Here is an 18,954-nt window from a genome sequence, read left to right on the forward strand (position 1 = left end):
CTGGAGCCGGTTCATCACGAAGCGGTGCTGCACCTCGTCGGAGAGGTCCAGCGGCATCTGCTGGTTGGCCCCCGTCTTCAGCGACTGGGCGTGGAGGGACTGCCGCCACTGCGCATAGCGCAGGGCCATGGCGCGCGAGTCCTCCGCCAGGAGCTTTCGGTCCACCTGCTCGGCGGGCGGAGGCTGCCGCTGCTGGCTACACCCCACGCCGAGCGCGGCCAGCAACATCAGCGTCAGGAGGGACAACAGTGACCGGGGGCCTGTCTTGGCGGGACATCTCATGGCTCATTCCATCCGAAGCAAGGGGCAGAGGACGCACCTCCCCGAATCCAGGGAGAGGAGGCGGAGCCCTGGTGGCGCGTTCACTCGTGGGGTTGCGAAGTGGTGGGTCGGAATGCACACGCCCCGGCTCACCTCCAACGTGTGTCCGCCCGGGGCCGCGTGCAGTGGGAACGCAACTGCGTGTGAAGGGCCCGACACCCGAGCCGGAGCCGCGTCAGCCGCTCGACGTTCCAGGGTGTCATCGGATGGACGCGGCCCCCCGGATGTGAGCGGGGGCCGCAATGCCTCTCGAGCCTTCAGAGGCTGAGTGGGAAAACTTTTTCCTACTTCTTCTTCACCGACTCGAGCAGCTTGCGGAAGCCCTTCTCGGCGCTGGCGACGGTGCGCTCGGGGCCGGTGAGCTTGAAGAAGATGGCGCCCTCGGGGCCCTCGACGATGGCGCCCAGCAGGCGGTAGCCGGGCTTGGGGGCGGAGGGGCCCATCATGGGGCCGCCGCCGGTGTAGGTGCCCTTGACGTCCACGGTGGTGAGGGGCAGCCCGCTGACGGTCTCCTTCTTGGTGCGCGCGTCCTTGTCTGTCACCGGGGCGCCGTCCGCCTTCTGGAACTGGCCCAGCCAGCGCTTCACGTTGGCGTCCACCGCGCCGCCCTGGCCCTCGCCGAAGTAGAAGATGGCCAGCTCGGCCGGGTCCGCGTCGCCCTTGGCGGCGGCGATGCGATAGGTGGCCACGCGCATGGGCCGGGCGCCCTGCGCCTCCCAGCCCGAGGGGGCCGTCCAGGTGAGGCCGCCCGCCTCCGCGGAGGCCTGCGCGGCGGGTTGCGGCTGCGCATGCGGGGCCTGCTGCGCCTGCGGAGCCTGGGCGTGGGCCGTGCCCACCGCCGCCACCATCGTCATCGCACTGAGCAGTTTTTTCATGGGGCCGAACCTAACCCGGGAACGCTCCCGCGGCACCGGCCCTTTCCCACCCGACGCGGCGGGTCGGCCCCACGCTCGGCGCCCTGCCACCTCCCGGCGGCCGACCGTGGAATGAATCCCATCGCCTTTCGGATGACTCGACGCGTCACGTCATGTGCGCCTTTTTCCGTATGTCAACGGACGTGCTACGCCCGCCCCGCCATCCTCCCAGTGAAGGGGTCTCATCCATGAGGAAGTCGTGGGTCGTCGCCGGGGCGCTCGCCCTGGGTGCTGTCGCGTGTGAGCCACCGGGGAATGAGCCGCCCGTGGGGTTCGTGGTCGCCTCGTTCGACCCGGCCGCGGTGCCGCCAGTCGTGCCGACGCCCAATGACCTGGCCATCAATCCGAGGACGGGGCTGGTGGAGGCGCCCGTGGACCCGAGCGCCCCCGCGGCGCAGCAGGAGTTCACCCGGGACTACCTCAACACGCTCGACGGCTTCCCGACGTCGGCGGTGGCCAGCACGGCCATCCCGGACCTGGACCCGGCCACGCTGAGCGCCAGCAGCGTGCTGTTCCTCGACCTCGCGCCCGAGGCGGGGCTGCCCGCCATCACCCCGGAGCTCGGCTACGACGCGCAGAAGGGCCTGCTCACCGTGACGCCGCCGCGCTCTGGCTGGCCGAAGGGCGGCCGCTACGCGGTGGCTGTCATTGGCGGCGCCAACGGCGTGAAGGGCACCGAGGACAAGCCGGTGGTGGCCGCGCCCGCGTGGTACCTGCTGCGCTCGCCCCAGCCGCTCGTCACGTGCGAGGAAGGCGTGGCGCGGACGGCCGACACCTGCCGGGCCACCACGACGCTCATCCCCTCCACCTCGCACGACGAGGTCGAGGCCCGCCGGGAGAAGGCGGCCACCGCCCTGCGCCTGGAGACGCTGCGCCTCCAGTACGCCCCGGTGCTGGACACGCTGGAGCGCCGCGGCATCTCCCGCGACGACGTGGTCCTCCTGTGGACGTTCCGCGTGGTGAGCCTGCCCGAGGCGACGTTCGACCCGCAGAACAACGTCGTCCCCTTCCCCAATGACCTGCTGCGAGACCCGGACACCGGACGCGTGAGCCTGCCGGTGCCCTCGAACGCTCCGGCGGAGCAGAAGGCGCTGCTCCAGGGCCTGAATGGGCTGGACGGCTTCTCCACCACCATGCCCATCGTGTCGGAGAACAGCGACACACTGGGCGCCATCGACGTGGGCCGGCTGCAGGCCTCGCTGCTCCCCGCCGCCACGCGCTTCGTGAAGGTCACCGCCACCGGCGCCGTGCCGCAGCTCGACGTGGACGTGTGCCTCGACTGCGCGAGCAGCAAGAAGGCGGATGGGAGCACGCCTTCCAATCCCTCACAGCTCCAGTTCGTCCCGCGCCTGCCCCTGGCCGAGAAGACCACCTATGCCGTGGTGCTGACCACGGGCCTGAAGAACGAGAAGGGCCAGCGGGTGGTGCCCTCGGGCACCTTCGCGCTGCTGCGCTCGAGCGCGCCGCTGGTGGACGCCGCGGGCAAGAGCCAGGTGTCCGGCGTGCTGGACGCGCAGGCGCAGCAGTTGGAGAAGGGGCGCGTGGCCTTCAAGCCGCTCCTCGACGGGCTGGGCAAGGCGGGCCTCTCGCGCAAGGACCTGCTCCTCTCGTGGGCCTTCACCACGCAGAGCACGGTGAGCACGCTCCAGGAGCTGCACGACCAGCCCGCGCGGCTGGGCGAGGGTAACGCGCAGCTGCCCGCCGCGCCTACCTCGTTGATGAAGGTCACCGACACCGTGAAGGCGCAGATGCCGGCGAAGCTCCCCAAGGACAGCCTCGGCGACATCTTCCAGGGCTACCTGGCGGTGCCCTTCGGCCTGACGCGCCAGGACGGCACGCTCAACACCCAGCGGGGCCCGGACGGAAAGCTCGTCCTGCAGGCGCGCTACCAGCACGTCCCCTTCCTGGTGGTGCTGCCCGCCACCCCTCCCCGCGCGGAGCAGGTGAATGGCCACCCGGTGGCCCTCTTCGGCCACGGCCTGCGGGGCAACCACCAGAACATGCTGGCCATGGCCAACACGCTGGCCCGGGCCGGCTACGCCGTCGTCGCCATGGACACCGTGCGGCACGGGGATCGCAGCACCTGCGTGGGCTCGGCGAGCTTCCTCAAGCAGGCGCTCAACACCGCCGCCGCCACGGATGACTGGGCGTGCGCCGACAGGACCACCCAGCAGTGTGACCAGGAGCCGGCCAGCCCGAGCTACGGCCGGTGCATCGCGCGCCCGGGCACGCCCCGCGACAACCGCGCGGCCTGCGACTTCGAGACCACGGGGGACCTCGTCTGCGCCGCCGCGGGCCAGGGCCGCTGCCTCCAGGAGAACAAGTGCGAGGGCGGCTCCTTCGCCCTCACCTCGGGCGCGGCGCTCATCTCCGGCTGGAACATGCTGGACCTGCAGAACTTCTTCGCCACCCGCGACAACTTCCGCCAGCAGGTCATCGACCTCGCCCAGCTCGTCCGCGTCCTCCAGGGCACGGGCATCGACGCGCAGCTCGCGGAGCTGGGGGCTCCCGCGCTGGACGGCAGCCGCATCGACTACGTGGGGCAGAGCCTCGGCGGCATCCTCGGCACCCTGCACACCTCGGTGTCGCCGGACGTGCACCGTGCGGTGCTCAACGTCCCCGGCGGGCGCCTCACCCAGCTGCTCGACGAGGCCACCGACAAGAACTTCGTGGCCATGCGCACCGCGCTCTATACGACGCTCGCCTCCCAGCAGATGCCGCAAGGCAGCCCGGCCTTCGACACCTTCGTGCGCACCGCCCAGTGGATTCTCGACCCGGCCGACCCCGTCAACGCCTCCTGGTACGTGCGCAACGGAGCAACTGCTCCGGCGGGCCGCGCGGCGCTGGTGCAATACATCACCGGCGACAAGGTCGTCCCCAACACCAGCACCCAGGCCCTCATCGACGCGGCCAACGGGCGCGGTGTCTCCGACAAGATGTTGAGCACGACCCGGTTCGACCCATCGGCGACCGACCTGCCAGGGGATGCCCGCCACGGATTCCTGACTAACTTCCACAAAGAGCTGATCACCCAGCAAGCACAGGACGACGCGGTGCAATTCCTGACACGGTAGTGGACCTTCGCGAGAAAGGGCTCGCGCATGAAGAAGACACTCACGTTCGTGACACTGCTCGCCGCCAGCGCCAGCCAGGCGGCGGGCGTCGCGGTGGATACCCAGGCGTCCCGCGCCACTGGCATGGGCTCGGTGGGGGTGGCGAGCGCGAGGGACTCCTCGGCCATCTTCTACAACCCCGCGGGCATCCTCGGGGTGAACACGCTGGACGTGCAGCTCGGGGACTCGCTCATCCTCGTGGACCTGGGCTTCACCCCCGAGGGCAGTGGCACGGAGGAGAGCCAGTTCACGCCCTCTCCCCCGGCTCACGCCTACTTCGCCTACAAGCTGCACGACAAGGTGGCGGCAGGCGTGGGTGTCTTCACTCCCTACGGGGCCAACAGCGAGTGGCCGGAGGGTTTCTCCGGACGCTTCCTCGCCCAGCGGTCGAAGCTGCAGACCTTCAACCTCAACCCCACGGTGGCCTTCGCGCCCGTGGACTGGGTGCGCCTCGGGGCCGGCGTGCAGCTCCAGTACGGCATGTTCGGCCTCACGAGCTTCGTCAACCCGCTCATCCCCGGCGCCCTGGTGGAGCTGTCGGGTACCTCGTGGGGCTTCGGCTACAACGCGGGCCTCCAGGTGGACCTGCCGCGGGGCCTGGTCACCGTCGGAGCGCACTACCGCGGCCAGGTGACGCATGACTTCGAGGGGGACGCGGACTTCCGGGACGTGCCGCCCCCGGCCGTCGCGCTGGTGCCGCCGGACCAGGAGTTCGCGTTGACCTGGAGGATGCCCGCCACGCTCGGGCTGGGCGTGGCCATCCACCCGCTCCCGCGGCTGACGCTGGCCGCCGACGCCAACTGGTTCGACTGGGGCAGCACCCGGGAGCTCACCGTCGAGCTGCGGACGACGCCGCAGTTCAGCCAGACGCTGCACAAGAACTGGCACACCCGGTGGAACTTCCACCTCGGCGGCGAGTACGGGGTGTCGGACGCCCTGGCGGTGCGCGCGGGCTTCATCTACGACCCGACGCCCACCCCCGAGAACACCCTCTCGCCGGACCTGCCGGATGCCGACCGCCTGAACTTCGCCCTGGGCGCCGGCTACAGGCTCGGCGCCCTCCGGGCGGATCTGGCCTACCAGCTCGTCGTGCTGCGGGACCAGCGGAGCACCCTCGAGGCCCTGCCCGGTACCTACAACGGCATGGGCCACGTGATGGGTCTGACACTCGGCTACTCGCAGTAACACCCCCCGCCCTGTCAGGCAGGGTATGAAGGGCACGATGGGCTCGGCACTCCAGTGGAAGCCGGGCCTCGTTCTTTTCTTCGCAGAGGTGGAACGCCGTGAGCAGTCAGAAGCCCGGACGCAATGACCCCTGCCCCTGCGGCAGTGGCAAGAAGTACAAGGCCTGCCATGCCTCCGAGGATCGGGCGCGCGAGACCGTCGCTCCGCCCGCCGCCGCTCCCGCCCACCCGCTCGCGAGGGACTTGCAGGCGGCGATGGACATGCTCGGCGACTCGGACATGTCGCGCGTCTCCGAGACGCTGGGCCACCTGGGCGAGCTGCTCAAGCAGTGGGGACCCGGCCCGGGCCTGCGCTTCGACGCCGAGGCCTTCGAGAAGCACGTGTCGCGCGTGCTCGAGCGGCTGGACGAGGCCGTCGAGAGAGATCCCGCCCAGGCCCGGAACACGCTGCGCGTGGGGACCGTGCGCGAGCTGGGCACGCGCTCCTTCCTCGAGCGGCTGCGCGCCACGCTGCTGTCTCGGGCCACCACGGCCGGGCTGTCCTCCGAGGATCGACAGGCGCTGTGCCTGGGGGCGCTGCTGGCCTCCACGCCGAAGAGTGGCAAGTTCCAGCCCGAGGATCGGCCCGTGCTGGACGTGGTGTTCGACGTGCAGTTCCGCGAGTGGAGCTCCCGCCAGCGCCAGGAGCTGGCCTCGAAGCTGGAGGTGCTCGTCTCGGGCGCGGACGACATCTCCGACGAGGCCCGCGACGCGCTCCGCAAGGCGGGCCAGGGCGAGATGGAGCCGCTGGTGAAGTACGTGGAGGGGGACCCGAAGCTCGCCGCGCGCATCGCCCACGAGGCCCGGGAGCGCTCGACCCGGGTGGAGGCCGCCATGCGCGAGCCCTCCACGCCCTCCGTCTTCACCCCCGAGGAGCAGATCTGGCTCACCACCGTCCTCTGGGAGCCGCTGCGCGCGTTGAAGAATCCCGGGGAGGACGCGGAGGCCCGACGCACGGCGGTAACGGGCTTCCTCGGTGCGGCGAAGGCCGCGCTGCAGGATGACCGGGAGTTCATCGAGGGGATGCTGGAGCGGATGCGCGCCCAGTCCCAGGACCCGAAGCTCGACGAGACGACGCGCGCCTTCTTCTCCGACGCCGCCGTGGCCTTCGAGGCGGAGCCGGTGCGCATGGTGCTGGCGGCCATCCTCACCTCACGCAACGAGGCGCAGGCGCGCTCGGCCGAGGAGCAGGTGGTGCGCGCGGACCTGGAGGCCCTGACGCGGTGGACGCCCGGGGACCTCGAGCCCTACCGCAAGCTGCTCACGGACATGAAACTGCCCGCCGCCGCCGAGCGCATCCACCGCGCCCAGCTCTGGCTCGCCAGCCACCCCGTCGCGTTGTGATTCGCCCCGAAAGGACTCGGGTTAGACCCTCTCCCCCGATTCCGGACGTGCTGCTGGCCCTGTTGGGGGCTTACAGCAAGGATGCAGCAAACGGCGCCGCGCCTTGCGGTCCCAGCGCCACAAGCCCCTGCGGGCCGGGTGTCCTGCCCGCCTGCCAGGTCAGCGGGTAGTCCGAAGGAGAGCCGATCCACTTCCACCCGCAGGTAGCTGGGGTCAGGTGGCCATAGGTCTCCGTCGTGATGCGCGGATCGGTGTGCCTCATGATGCGCTGAACGGCTGCCGGGTTGGCCCCGCTCATAGAGCACCAACGGGGCGGACTTCTCCTGTCGCACCGCGAGCCGTTGCACGAGTGCTGCGGCCTGTTGATCCCCCCGCAGCGCGTGCGGGTCGGGCAAGTCGGCCTCAATGGCATACAGCTGCCCCATGAGAGACAGCACCTCGGCGCACGCGGGGGCCACCTTCTGGGCCTCCACGAATTTGCGTCGCACGTGAGCCCAGCAAAACACCAGGGAGCAGGAGACCGGTCCATCCGCACCGGACTTCGTCGCCGTCTGGTAGGCGGCATAGCCATCCACCATGGCTATGCCCTTGTGTCACCCAGCACCTGTCTGGCAGTAGCTCCGGAGCGGCCAGGCACAACCTACCTAATGGGTTCTCGGCAACTCACCAGACCCGACGGCTTGACCTAGCCGTCAGCCGTTCTCTGTAATCGGCGGGTTTGGCTTCCAACTCGGGCGGCTCGCCCGGAGAGGTGCGGCAATGTCCAGGCATTCTGTCGATTCTCCCCACGTGGGCACACGGCGGCCCTTGCGCGTGGGTGCGATGGCCCGCGTGGGTGCGCTGGCCCTGGCGGTGTTGATGCTGGTTACAGCGTGCGCCACGGGGGCCCCCATGGCTGGAGGGTTGACGGCTTCCCGATACCGTCCGCCCGTGCCGCACGACTCACCCGTAACGTGGGCGCTGGAGTCGGAAGCCGAAGACGGAGGCCAGGGAGAGGCTATTTTTTCCAAGCTGCCAACGGACTTCGCGCCGGTGCAGGTGAGTGACGCGGAGTTTTCGGCGGCTATGGCAACGCTTTGGCTCAACACGCCGCTGCGGGTGGCAGCCGCCCGCGCTCCAATGTATGTCGGCCGTAGGCTGGCGCTGGCTTCCGCGCCCGTGAGTGGCGAAGCCTGGCACTCAGACCTGGCCCGCTCGTATGGACGCCACTGCGAGCGGTGCGGCACCCCGGGAGACTGTCTGACGCTGTTTGAAGACGGGCCCGGCTTCCAAGATGACGACAAGCGCAGCCTCGCGCTTGCCCTGGCGGTAGGCCCTGCCCTGGAGGGCGTAAACGCGGAAGTGCGTGCCATGCTCGACCCTACGCGAATGCTCGCGATGATCAGCATCAGCGTCACGGTTTATATGGCCCTGCTATTGACACCCGTGCCCGAGCCAATAACGAAGGGCGCGGCCTTGGTGTTTAGCGCGGCGCTGTGGGGTTATCTCGGTTATGAGTTCTTCGATTTGCTGCGGGCCTATGCGCGGCTTTACGAGGATGCGCCCCGAGCCTCTACCTTTGCGGAACTGCGCGAGCTTGGCGAGCGTTTCGGGCGTGTCATCGGTCCCAACAGCGTGCGGATTCTCGTGATAGTTGCGACGGTGACCATTGGTGAGACGGCGGCCCTTGCTTCCAGGGTCCCAAAGCTCCCCGGATTCGCGCAAGCGTCGGAGAGAGTCGCGGCTAGCGCCGGCTTGGGCCTGCTGGATGCGGCAACCGGGGCCGAGCGGCTTATTTTCTCTGTGTCAGAGGGGACCATCCGTATGGTGGTGGCGCCTCATGTCGTGGCCATGGCTGCCCGGGGTGTTGGCGCTGGGAGTCCTGCCCCGGCTCGGGGTAAACTACTCCCCAACGGACACAGGGCGTGGGGGTCGTTCAGTGGCTTCAAGTCGGCCATGGGGCCAGCGGGCCAAGGCAAGGAGTGGCACCACCTGGTTGAGCAGACCAAGGGGAACGTCAAGCGATTTGGAGGCGAGGCTATCCACAACACCGAGAATGTTGTTGGTCTAGATAAGCCGCTGCACGACGAGGTAAGCGCCTTCTACTCGTCGATTCAGTGGACCGCCACCAGATCCTCACGTCTGACGGTGAGGCAATGGCTCAGCACTCAATCCTATGAGGCTCAGCGGGAGTTCGCATTGCTTGCAATTGAGAATATCAAGAATGGGGTATGGTGATGGAACTGGGGAGCATCGTGGAGGACTTCGCCCAAAACGTAGCGGCGCAGACTGACGCGATCATGCGGGGTGACCGGAAGGGCGGGAACAAGTATGCGAAGCGATACATAGCCGCTTACAAGAAGCTACGCGATCACGGCGAGGCCGGGCGGGATGCGCTCACGGGACTGTTAACGCATCCGCGCATGGATGTTCGAGTCAACGCGGCGGCGTGTTTGCTCAGTGACAGACCGGAGCAGGCAAAGCCCGTCCTTGAGGAAGCAGCCAAGGGGAAGGGCATGGTCCCCTTCTTGGCGTCTCGGGTGTTGAAGTACTGGGACGACGGCACTTGGCGCCTTGATGTTGATTGAGAGTCGGGCGTACCCGTCCGAAGATCGGCGTCTCGAGAGAGTGAGCCAGGAAGGTCACCCCTGGATCCCTGCCGCTGCACCGGCTGGCCAGAGCCCTGGAGAGGCAGGGGGTGCCCATGGCGCGCAGCACGCTCACCGACCTCTTCCATCTGGCGACCCGGGAGTTGGCGCCGCTGGCCGACAGGCTCTTGGAAAGGATTGCCGCCCAGCCGGTGGCGCAGGCGGATGAAACACCTCTCGCCTTCTCCCTCGCTGGCATTGGCACCACGCCCATCGTTCAAGTCAAGGTGGCCATGGAACGCGCCGGAATCACGGGCACGCGGTTCAAGAACGTGACGTGACCCGGCTCCACGCGCTCAGCCGCGCTGGAACACCAGGAAGTACTGGTCCGGCAGGAAGTCGTGCGTCCGCGTCAGGCGGTAGCCCGCCGCTTCCAGCTCCTCGCGCACCTGCTCGGGTGACAGCTTGTGCTCCGGCGGTGGGCCCTTCGGCGACTCCTTCCGGAAGTCGATGACCACCACCCGCGCACCGGGGTTCAGCTTCTCCCCCAGCCGCCGCAGCCACGTCACCCGCTCACCAATGTGGTGGTACGTGTTTACGATGAGCGCCACGTCCACCGGCTCCGGCAGCTTCGGATCCGCCGGCTCGCCCAGCACCGCCTCCAGGTTGCTCAGGCCCTCGCGCCGCGCGCGCTCGCCCAGGTAGCGCGCCATGTCCGGCTCGACGTCCACGCCGTACACGTGCCCCTTCGGCACCGCCCGCGCCAGCCTCACCGCGAAGTAGCCCGTCGCCGAGCCGATGTCCGCCACCTTCGCGTCCGGCGTCAGCGCCAGCGCCGCCACCACCTCGTCCGGCTTCTGCCACGCGTCCCGCCCCGGCTCCTCGAAGCGCTTCGCCCACTCCTCCGCGTCCTCGAAGCGGTGCGGCATCGCCCCGTGGTGCGCTCCGTGCTCCCGCCGCGCGTGGGGCGGCGGCTCGTGTCCGGCCTCCGCTCCCGTGGAGCCCCGGTGCGTGCACGCCCCGGTCGACAGGAGCACGGCGGCGCAGAGGAAGAGCGAAAGTCGCTGCGGGGGGAAGACACTCGGGATCATGACTGCCTCCGTCAAAGAGGCGCCGAGCGTATTCCCCTGGGCTCCCGTGTCCACGGTTCGAAGGGCTTCAGGGCTCCGGGAAGAGGAGCAGGCCTCGCGAGGTGTCGATGACATACACGTACCCGTCTCCCGGCACACGCATGCCAATCGCTCCCTCGTAGAAGCTCTTGCCCCGCTCCGGATCCGTCTCGCGGAAGGTGTTGTAGTAGGCCACCTCCCTCGGGCTCTCCGGCGTGGACACGTCCAGCACCCTCACCCCGTGATGGTAGTACGCGATGTAGAGCCGCTGGTCCTTGAGCACCATGTTGTGGATGGAGGCGCGCTCCTCCAGCTTGTACTCGCCGATCCGCATCGGGTTCGCCGGATCCGTCACGTCCACCACCCGCAGGTGCGCGCCCCAGCTCTCCCCTCCCTCGAAGGCGATGAGCCTGTCCCCGAACCGCGCCACCGCGTTCGCGTGGCTCGTCGAGTACGGGTAGGTGTACGCCCCCAGCTTCCGCGTCTGGGTCGGGTCGCTCACGTCCACGATGAGGTACCCGCTCGACCAGTGGTTGATGTACAGCCGCCCGTCGTAGGCCAGCGCATCATGCGGGAAGCCCACCCGCGGGTCGCTGCCCGCTCCCGGCTCCGCGTACTCCCCGAGCAGCACCGGCGTCAGGGGCTCGTGGATGTCGAAGATGAGCGTCTTCGGGCTCGGGGACGTGGACATGGCGTACAGCCGCTCCCCCTCCACGAAGACGGTGTGCACGTCGATCTGCCCCGCTCCCGACGGGTAGCTGCGCAGCAACTGTGGATCCGCCGGGTTCGAGATGTCGAAGACGATGACGCCCGTGCTCGCGCTCGCCACGTAGAGCGCGCTGCCCTTCGCCCACACCCCGTTCCAGTAGTTGTCCGCCGGCAGGCTGATCGTCTTCCTCAGCACCGGCGCGCTCTTGTCGCTCACGTCGAAGACCGAGAGCCCTCCCCCCTCGGTGCCGTCGCGAACGGACACCACGTAGGCATGGCCCTGGGTGACGTAGATGTCCACGGGCAGGCCCGGCGCCACGAACGACTCGGAGACGAGCCGCAGCCCCGAGGCCTCGGCCTCGCCCGCGCGCGGCTCCCACTTCTCCGCCAGGAAGGTGCCCGCGCCGATCACCCGGCCGTTGCGGCAGTTGACGTAGCACCCATACAGCCGGGGGCCCTCGGCCCGGCACCCCACGAGGGAGGTGCGCTGGGAGACCGTCTCGGACGTCCGCCGCGTGCTCGACAGGAAGAAGTCGTCCGCGTCCACCTGACGCTGCGTCGGCGCTCCCCCCCGGAAGAAGTCGCGGCTGCCGTCCCCCGAGATGCGGAAGGAGCCCGCGCCGATGGCGGGCGGCGCGCTGTCGCCGCGGTACACCATGGTGAAGATGCCGTCCCGCGCCAGTCCGCCCAGCGAGGCCTTGTCACACCCGGCGAGCTGGAAGGTCGCCGGGTCCCCACACACCTCGCCCTGGGTGGGGGAGAGCGCCTCGCACGCGGCGTAGCGGCCGGTGTCCGCCCAGTCCCCCTCCGCATCGGTGGTGGTGGGGGGGGGAGGGGTTGGCGTTTCCTCGGGGCGGCAGCCCAGCAGCGACAGCCCTCCGACCAGCAGCACGGCATGGGCACGACGTGTCCAACTCATGTGAGCAGTCCCCTTTCAGACACGGAGCGGGCACGATAGCGCCACCGCGTCCCCTCCCGGAGAGCGGCCTCCGCGCACGCCCAGGGAACGAGCAGGCAATGGCCGTATATCGGCCCCGCCCCTCGCTCGCGCCGGTATACCGGGTGGCCCGCGGCGTTTATCGTGCGGGCTCCGCCCACGGAGTACCTCCCCATGAAACTCCTGCCTCCAGTCCGCGCCTGGGTGCTGCTGACACCGCTCGTGTGGCCCGCCGCTCCCGCACTCGCGCACGCGGGCTTTCCCGACACCACCAGCGTCACCGTGCGCCGGGACCACCCCGAGGACATGCTGCTCGGCGCCACCTTCGGCGCGGTGCTGACCCGTGACAACGGGAAGACCTGGCGCTTGCTGTGCCGCGAGGGCCTCGGCACCGGCGGCTGGCTCCCCGAGTCCTACCTGTGGCAGCCCGACGGCACCCTGCTCGCGGCCACCGGCGCCCACCTCATCCGCTCGAAGGACAACGGCTGCACCTGGACGCCGCACGCGTACTTCACCTCCCAGGGCCTCTGGCCCATGAGCGTCGCGTCGCCCGCCTCCCAGCCCTCGCGCCTGTGGGTGACGACGGCCCGCTCCGGCGTCTCCAATGGCGTCTTCCGCAGCGACGATGGCGGAGAGACCTTCACCGCCACGCTGCAGCGCACCGATGCCGTCTTCACCGCCGTGAAGGTGGCCCCCTCGGACACGCGGCGCCTCTACGTCTCCGGCGCCACGCCCGACGGGCTGCGCCTCTTCCGCAGCGACAACGAGGGCGCCACCTGGGAGGAGATTCCCCAGCCCTTCCCCGAGTACTCCACCAAGGCGCGGCCCTATGACCTCTTCGTCCTGAAGGTGTCCGACACGGACCCGAATCGCCTCTGGGCCCGCGTCACCTCCCAGCTCCGCACGTACATCCTGGAGAGCCAGGACGGCGGGCGCACCTTCACCTCCGTCCTCTACCCCGCCAACCAGACGGAAGACGGGCTCAATGATGTCTTCATCGGCCTGGAGACCTCCGCCGATGGGAACACCCTCTGGGTGGCCACCCAGGTGAGCCTCTACCGCTCGCGCAACCGGGAGCGCGCCGTCCTCCTGTCACTGCCCGAGGGCAATGCCTGCGTGCAGCGTCAGGGCGAGGCCCTCCTCGTCTGCGGCGCCAGCCGGCTCCATGACTGGGCCCTGGCGCGCACCACCGACGAGGGCGACTCGTACACGCCCCTGCTCAACCTGCCCCAGCTCCTGCCCACCGCCTGCCCCAAGGACACCCCCGTGCATGACACCTGCCGGCGGTACTGGCCGCAGTTCGCGGAGACCATCGGCGCCGACCCGACCCTGCCTCCAGAGGAGTCGGACGCGGATGCCGGCACGGGGGAGCTGGACGCGGGCACCGTGGACCCCGGCCCCGGCACGCCCGATGCCGGCACGCCGCCCGGTGACCCCAAGCCTCCGTCCAAGCCGGACGGGTGCTCGACCACGGGGGGACTGGTGCCCGCCGCCGGCTTCCTCGCCCTGACCCTCCTCCGCCGCTTCCGGCGGCGCAACCCGGAGAACTGACGCCATGAACCCGAGACACCTCCGCACCGCCTGCGTGGCCGCCCTCGCCCTCTCCCTGTCCGCCTGCGACGCGAGCGACTCCGAGTGCGGTGAGCCCCTCTACGCGGGCAAGGCGACGGACGAGGCCTGGCGCGCCATGGTGGACGCGCGCACCAAGGCCCCGGACGCCTCCCGCGCCGTCACCCTCCTCTCCCCCTCCGAGGGCGAGGCCTACACGGCCAACGCCACCCCGCCCCGCTGGGAGTGGACCTCGCCCCTGCACTCCTCGCTCCAGCGCTCCGCCCCGGGCGCGCTCGCGCTCGCGGCGCCCCGCGCCCCCCGCTCCTTCACCGCGTGGCTGGGCGAGCTGCTCGTCCCCACCGCCCACGCGCACCTGCCCCCGTACACGGGCGAGCTCTACTGGGTGGAGGTGTCCACGCCCGGCGCCAAGTGCCCCGTGGCCCAGGTGCTGACCTCGGAGCTGTTCTGGCAGCTCGACGCCACCTCGTGGGCCGAGCTGGGCAAGAACGCCGGGGACCTCCGCGTGCAGGTGACGAGCGCCTACCTCAAGGACAACCGCGTCACCGAGGGCCCCTTCCAGCTCGCCACGCCGCGCACCTTCCGCCGGGGGGCACCGTGAAGCGCCACCTGCTCGCGCTGCTCGCCCCGCTCGCGCTCGGGGCGTGCACCTCCACCGAGGACACGGTGCCGGAGCTCGACTACGCCATCGACTCGCCGTGGCCCGCCGGCAGGGAGCTGCCTCCGCTGGGCGGCGGACGCATCGTCGTCACCAACAGCCTCGACGACACCCTGAGCCTGCTGGACCTGGACTCGCTGGGCTCGCCGGACTGGGGCGAGCTGGCGCGCGTGCCGGTGGGGCTCAACCCCGTGGAGCTGGAGGGGCCGCACCATGCCGCCTTCTCCCCTCGCGGCGATTACTACTACGTGGGCCTGTCCTACTTCGTGCCCGGCGGCGGCTCGGGCCCGCATGGCTCGCACGGCACCGGCACCGCCGACGGCTACTGCCTCAAGCTGGATGCGCGGGACAACCGGCTGGTGGGCTCGGTGCGCGTGGACCGTAACCCGGGGGACCTCGTCCTCAGCGCGGACGGGCGCACGCTGTACCAGACGCACTTCGACATGGTGAAGATTACCGAGGTCGCGAAGCGCGGTGGCACCCAGCAGGAGATGAACGCGCGCCTGGCCATCCTCGACGCGGAGACGATGACGCGCAGGGCGATGGTGTCGGTGTGCCCGGCGCCGCACGCGGTGCGCCTCTCCCCGGACGAGAAGCGGGCCTATGTCGCGTGCATCTCGGACGAGGTGGCCGTGGTGCGGCTGGACACCGAGGGCTACCCCGTCACCCCCATCAAGGTGGCGGACAACGCGGGCAGCGCGCTGGCCCCCCGGCACGAGCCCTATGCGCTCACCGTGTCGCCCACGGACGGCGCGCTGTGGGTGAGCTCGCTCAAGAGCGGCGCCGTGCAGTTCTTGGATCCCGAGTCGCTCACCTTCCGGCCCGAGCGCGGCATCTACCGGAGCGGAAAGCCCATGTTCGGCGTCGTCAGTACCGATGGCCGGACGCTCTACATGCCCTACCAGATGCGTGACGAGGTGGCTGTCTTCGACACGACCACGACGCCGCCCCGGGAAGTGGGGACGATTGCGCTCGCGTCCGCCGGCTGCATCAACGTGCACCAGGTGGAGCTCACGCCGGACGGCAAGCACGGGCTCGCGGTGTGCGAGGGCGACCACCAGGGCCCGGGCACGGTGCACGTGCTGGACCTGAAGGCGAACACGGTGGTGAAGACGGTGAAGGTGGGAATCTTCCCGGACTCGGTGGGCATCCTGCGGAGGAAGCCATGAGAGGGCTGTGGTTGGGAGCGGTGCTGCTCGCGGTGGGCTGCGGCCCGACGCCCGCGGTGGAGTACGGCGAGGAGTTGTTCCGCGACCCGAAGCTGTCGGAGAGCCAGTACAACACCTTCTCGTGCGCCACGTGCCACGCGACGACGGCCACGCCCGAGCCGGGCAAGGTGTACGCGGGCCACTCGCTCTACAACGCGGCCTCGCGTCCGAGCTGGTGGGGCGGCTACGAGACGCGCCTGCTGGACGCGGTGAACTTCTGCTACACGGCCTTCATGCGCGGCGTCACCCCGCTCGCACCGGAGGACCCGAAGAGCCGCGCCCTCTACGAGTACCTGGCGAGCATCAGCCCGGACACGGACGTACCGGCACAGCCCTTCACCATCGTCAAGGACATCACCGACGTGCCGCGCGGCACCGCCGAGTGGGGCGCGGCCGTGTACACGTCCGCGTGCCTGGACTGTCATGGCGAGGCTCACACCGGCAAGGGTCGCAAGACGGAGCTGGCGCCCGTGCTGCCCGAGGTCGCCAACGCGTACGGCGAGCTCTTCCCGGGCACCTCCCCGGGGCTGGTGTTCATCGAGAAGGTGCGCCACGGCCGTTTCTTCGGCGTGGGTGGAAATATGCCGCCCTACAGCCGCGAAGCTTTGTCCGACAAGGACCTCGGCGCGCTCCTGGCCTATCTCGGCCTGTAAGGCACCGACAGGCCAATCCCTGTCATGCTAAGAAAGTGAGAGCACCGCCCCGTCATCACTCGGGGTGGAAGACGTGTCTCCCCCGGTGGAGGAATGAATGAACAGCACTCCGTCAGCGCAGCCGTCCCAGCCGTCCGCGGCCCACAAGGAGTTGGAACAGCGCCTGGCCGTGCTCACGCCCAAGGACACCACGCGCGGCTTCCTCTTCACCGCCGCGCTGGACGTGGTGAAGAGCCAGGTGGGTGAGGACGCCGCGAAGCGCTGCATCGAGGCGGCCGGGGGCGGGAGCTTCACCGCCTTCTTCTCCTACCCCGTCTCCACCCTGCTCAAGGTCGTCTACACCGCCGCGAAGGAGCTGAGCGGCAAGTACGGGGGCTTCGATGGGGCGCTCCATCAGCTCGGGTACCGGGTCGCGCCGCGCTTCCTCGAGTCCACCACGGGCAAGATGCTGCTCTCGCTGGTGAGCAACAAGGATCCCAAGCGCCTCGTCGACAGCCTGCCCACGGCCTACCGGACGGCCTGGGACCACGGCGCCTGCTCGATGAAGTGGCTCGGCCCCAAGAGCGGCCGGCTCTCCTATACCAACGCCATGCCCGTCGCCTACTTCGCCGGCTCGGTGCAGCAGATGCTCGCGGCCGCCAATCTCCAGGGCATCCAGGTCACCGGACGCCAGGTGGGGCTGACGGCGTGCGAGGTGGACTTCTCCTGGGAGTGAGCGCTCCGGGGACGCGGGCCGCCGGGTGAAGCCACCCCGGCGGATCCCTCGCGGCCCGTGGCCGGGTGCTCAGGCCACGCGCATGTGCCGGACGGGAGCGGCCTGGACCTCGGGCTCGGCCTCCTGGTAGCGGCCCGTCATGATGGACCAGTCCACGTTGGCGCGAATCCAGCGGCGCATGCCCGTGACGTAGCTGGCCACCTGCGCGTCGTGCTCGCCGAACGAGGGCAGGTTCTTCTCCAGTTCCAGGAAGTGCCGCACGGCCTCGTCGTGCATCTCCACCGCCTGGTTGATGGCGTCCTGCAGCTCCAGCCCGTGCTGCTTTTGCAGCGAGAACACCAGGTTGGGGTGGAACTCGTCCTTCATGTCCTGCGCCAGCGAGAAGAGGTCGTTCGCCCAGGCGATGACGTCCGTGGCCACCACGGTGAGCTGGGTGAGGGCGGGGTGGGACAGCACCTCCTCCGGCAGGAGGAAGCCCTCGATGGCCTCGATCTGCGTGAACACCATGTAGGTGCCCACCGACAGGCGGCGCAGCTCGATATAGGTGTCCACGTCGAGGCACTCGCGCTGGCCGCGTATCTCCGCCTCCCAGATGGTGCCCGTGAAGTAGGCGTGGCAGGCCTTGATGAAGCGCTCCATCCACTCGGGTTCCATCAGCTCCACCATCCGCTCGCGGATGCTCGCCAACAGCCAGAGCAGCGGCGGCGCGTCGTGGTAGGGGATGGCTCCCTGCAGCACCGCCAGCGCCATCTCGCTCTGCTGGCGCACCCAGTCGGCGGGCACATGGCCCACGTCCACCTGGTCATCCCAGGAGAAGTTCCAGATGAGGAAGTCGAGCGCCGCGCGGATCCGCTCCTTGGGCGCCGTGGGGTGGCAGCGGCCCAGCAGCACCGGGAAGTGGCTGCGCTGCAGCTTGCGGAACACGCTGTGCCTCGAGTGCAGCCCCAGCAGCTTCGCCCAGCGCTCCAGCGCCTCGCCCTCGATGTCCTTCATCTGAGGGTGGAGCTCCGGGGTGAAGGGGCAATACAGCTTGGGAAGATGAAAGTCGCTCATGGTGAACTTCCCCTCCGGTCTGCGTGTCCAACCCGGGAGGAGTCCTGTGCAAAGGGGAGACCGGGAGCTCCTCCGCCTGCCCGCGCGCCATACGCCCGCGCGCCCCTCGGGGAGAGGGCCCGTAGAATTCCACCCTGGCTTTCACCGCATTCCGGTTTTTTCTCCCGTTCCGGGTAGGTGATTGAGACCCGGTAGGTCATTCGTGCCCCGCCCCCGCCGAAACCGGAGCCGGCGGAAGTTTTCAGACGCGCGGGGGCAATCCCTCCCTTTTTCGTGGAGTGTTCGCGTTGGCCTGGAAGGCGCCCGCCGGGTTTCCCCCCGGAACGGAATGCGGCATCTCCAACGATGGGGGTGGCAGGTCCGCGAGGACCCGGGACCCCCGGGCAGGTGAGGGACCGGCGACGCTCTTGTCCCAGGAGCCATTCCACAACCTGAGGACGCTCCCTACCTTTGGAGCAGCCGACGTGTAAGCAGGCAGGGAGACATGCATGGGTAGAACCTACAGTTTCGAACCCTTCCGTTCGCAGCAGCCCGCCCAGGTCTTCAAAGGCTCGGGCCCCCGGCTGGGCAACGATGAGAGCAAGACCACTCTGGCCAAGGATGAGGAGCAAGCCACCACACCCACGCCCCTTCCTACCCCCCACTACGGGCAGGCCCACGCCGAGACCGTGAAGCGCTACCGCAAGAAGGCGCAGGCCCGGAAGGTGGCGGCGAAGGCTCCAGCCAAGTCCGCGGCGAAGAAGGTGGCCAAGCCCGAGACGACCAGCCGGACTCCGGCTCGGAAGCAGGCGGCTTCCGCCGAGGTCGCCAAGCCCACCACCCGTCAGACGGCGAGCGCGAAGTCGACGGCGAGCGCGAAGCC

The 18,954-nt window shown here is 69.5% G+C and carries 17 protein-coding genes and 1 pseudogene; 12 read left to right on the top strand and 6 right to left on the bottom strand.

Annotation, left to right across the window (positions count from 1 at the left end; translation table 11 throughout):
* Positions 1-282, bottom strand: a 282-nt coding sequence (locus tag VF697_RS38760; RefSeq protein WP_331103090.1) for a hypothetical protein, incomplete at its 3' end; no start/stop codon positions are given.
* A gap of 323 nt (positions 283-605) precedes the next feature.
* Positions 606-1,196: a hypothetical protein gene (locus tag VF697_RS38765; protein ID WP_331103092.1), complete on the bottom strand. Its 591-nt coding sequence runs from the start codon at positions 1,194-1,196 to the stop codon at positions 606-608.
* 227 nt (positions 1,197-1,423) lie between these two features.
* Here VF697_RS38765 and VF697_RS38770 point away from each other — a divergent pair, with 227 nt between their 5' ends.
* The 3 genes from VF697_RS38770 to VF697_RS38780 all read left to right on the top strand — a co-directional run bounded on the left by VF697_RS38770 (position 1,424) and on the right by VF697_RS38780 (position 6,915).
* Positions 1,424-4,309, top strand: a complete 2,886-nt coding sequence (locus tag VF697_RS38770) for a hypothetical protein (protein WP_331103094.1) — start codon at positions 1,424-1,426, stop codon at positions 4,307-4,309.
* 27 nt (positions 4,310-4,336) lie between these two features.
* Entirely contained in the window at positions 4,337-5,533 is a 1,197-nt protein-coding gene (locus VF697_RS38775) for an OmpP1/FadL family transporter (RefSeq protein ID WP_331103096.1), read from the top strand.
* Between the two features lie 98 nt (positions 5,534-5,631).
* Positions 5,632-6,915 (top strand): SEC-C domain-containing protein, encoded by a 1,284-nt coding sequence (locus VF697_RS38780; RefSeq protein WP_331103098.1) that lies wholly within the window; start codon positions 5,632-5,634, stop codon positions 6,913-6,915.
* Here the strand turns inward: VF697_RS38780 and VF697_RS43435 are convergent.
* Entirely contained in the window at positions 6,819-7,493 is a 675-nt protein-coding gene (locus tag VF697_RS43435) for an IS66 family transposase (protein WP_349257542.1), read from the bottom strand. The genes VF697_RS38780 and VF697_RS43435 overlap by 97 nt on opposite strands.
* Before the next feature lie 244 nt (positions 7,494-7,737).
* Here VF697_RS43435 and VF697_RS38785 point away from each other — a divergent pair, with 244 nt between their 5' ends.
* From VF697_RS38785 to VF697_RS38795, 3 genes are all read left to right on the top strand, one after another.
* The gene (locus VF697_RS38785; protein ID WP_331103100.1) at positions 7,738-9,132 is read left to right on the top strand and encodes a hypothetical protein; all 1,395 of its coding nucleotides are present in this window, start codon (positions 7,738-7,740) and stop codon (positions 9,130-9,132) included.
* Positions 9,126-9,482 (top strand): DUF2019 domain-containing protein, encoded by a 357-nt coding sequence (locus VF697_RS38790; protein WP_414641430.1) that lies wholly within the window; start codon positions 9,126-9,128, stop codon positions 9,480-9,482. The genes VF697_RS38785 and VF697_RS38790 overlap by 7 nt, the downstream gene beginning before the upstream one ends.
* Positions 9,483-9,556: 74 nt before the next feature.
* Positions 9,557-9,823 (top strand): IS66 family transposase, encoded by a 267-nt coding sequence (locus tag VF697_RS38795; RefSeq protein ID WP_331103118.1) that lies wholly within the window; start codon positions 9,557-9,559, stop codon positions 9,821-9,823.
* 15 nt (positions 9,824-9,838) lie between these two features.
* On the opposite strand, the gene VF697_RS38800 is transcribed toward VF697_RS38795, so the two are convergent.
* Together VF697_RS38800 and VF697_RS38805 are read right to left on the bottom strand one after the other, a co-directional pair.
* Positions 9,839-10,573, bottom strand: coding sequence for a class I SAM-dependent methyltransferase (locus VF697_RS38800; protein ID WP_331103102.1), 735 nt, complete (start codon positions 10,571-10,573; stop codon positions 9,839-9,841).
* A gap of 67 nt (positions 10,574-10,640) precedes the next feature.
* The gene (locus tag VF697_RS38805; protein WP_331103104.1) at positions 10,641-12,218 is read right to left on the bottom strand and encodes a hypothetical protein; all 1,578 of its coding nucleotides are present in this window, start codon (positions 12,216-12,218) and stop codon (positions 10,641-10,643) included.
* A 192-nt stretch (positions 12,219-12,410) separates the two neighbouring features.
* Between VF697_RS38805 and VF697_RS38810 the strand changes: the two genes are divergently transcribed.
* The 5 genes from VF697_RS38810 (at position 12,411) to VF697_RS38830 (ending at position 17,039) form a co-directional block, all read left to right on the top strand.
* Complete coding sequence (locus tag VF697_RS38810) at positions 12,411-13,787, top strand: sialidase family protein (protein WP_331103106.1); 1,377 nt, start codon at positions 12,411-12,413, stop codon at positions 13,785-13,787.
* Between the two features lie 4 nt (positions 13,788-13,791).
* Positions 13,792-14,406 carry a hypothetical protein gene (locus VF697_RS38815; protein WP_331103108.1) on the top strand — a complete coding sequence of 205 codons (615 nt, stop codon included), beginning with the start codon at positions 13,792-13,794 and terminating at the stop codon, positions 14,404-14,406.
* A 17-nt stretch (positions 14,407-14,423) separates the two neighbouring features.
* Complete coding sequence (locus tag VF697_RS38820; RefSeq protein ID WP_414641432.1) at positions 14,424-15,632, top strand: YncE family protein; 1,209 nt, start codon at positions 14,424-14,426, stop codon at positions 15,630-15,632.
* Entirely contained in the window at positions 15,629-16,324 is a 696-nt protein-coding gene (locus VF697_RS38825) for a c-type cytochrome (RefSeq protein ID WP_331103110.1), read from the top strand. The genes VF697_RS38820 and VF697_RS38825 overlap by 4 nt, the downstream gene beginning before the upstream one ends.
* A 97-nt stretch (positions 16,325-16,421) precedes the next feature.
* A complete protein-coding gene (locus VF697_RS38830; RefSeq protein WP_331103112.1) occupies positions 16,422-17,039 on the top strand; it encodes a TIGR02265 family protein in 618 nt (205 codons plus the stop codon).
* Between the two features lie 69 nt (positions 17,040-17,108).
* Here VF697_RS38830 and VF697_RS38835 read toward each other — a convergent pair whose 3' ends face one another.
* Positions 17,109-18,092, bottom strand: a complete 984-nt coding sequence (locus VF697_RS38835) for a terpene synthase family protein (protein ID WP_331103114.1) — start codon at positions 18,090-18,092, stop codon at positions 17,109-17,111.
* A 488-nt stretch (positions 18,093-18,580) separates the two neighbouring features.
* On the opposite strand from VF697_RS38835, the pseudogene VF697_RS38840 reads away from it, so the two are divergent.
* Positions 18,581-18,954 (top strand): annotated as a pseudogene (locus tag VF697_RS38840) (hypothetical protein); the annotation flags it as partial.

This window comes from Archangium sp. (assembly GCF_036388035.1).
Taxonomy (GTDB): Bacteria; Myxococcota; Myxococcia; order Myxococcales; family Myxococcaceae; genus Archangium.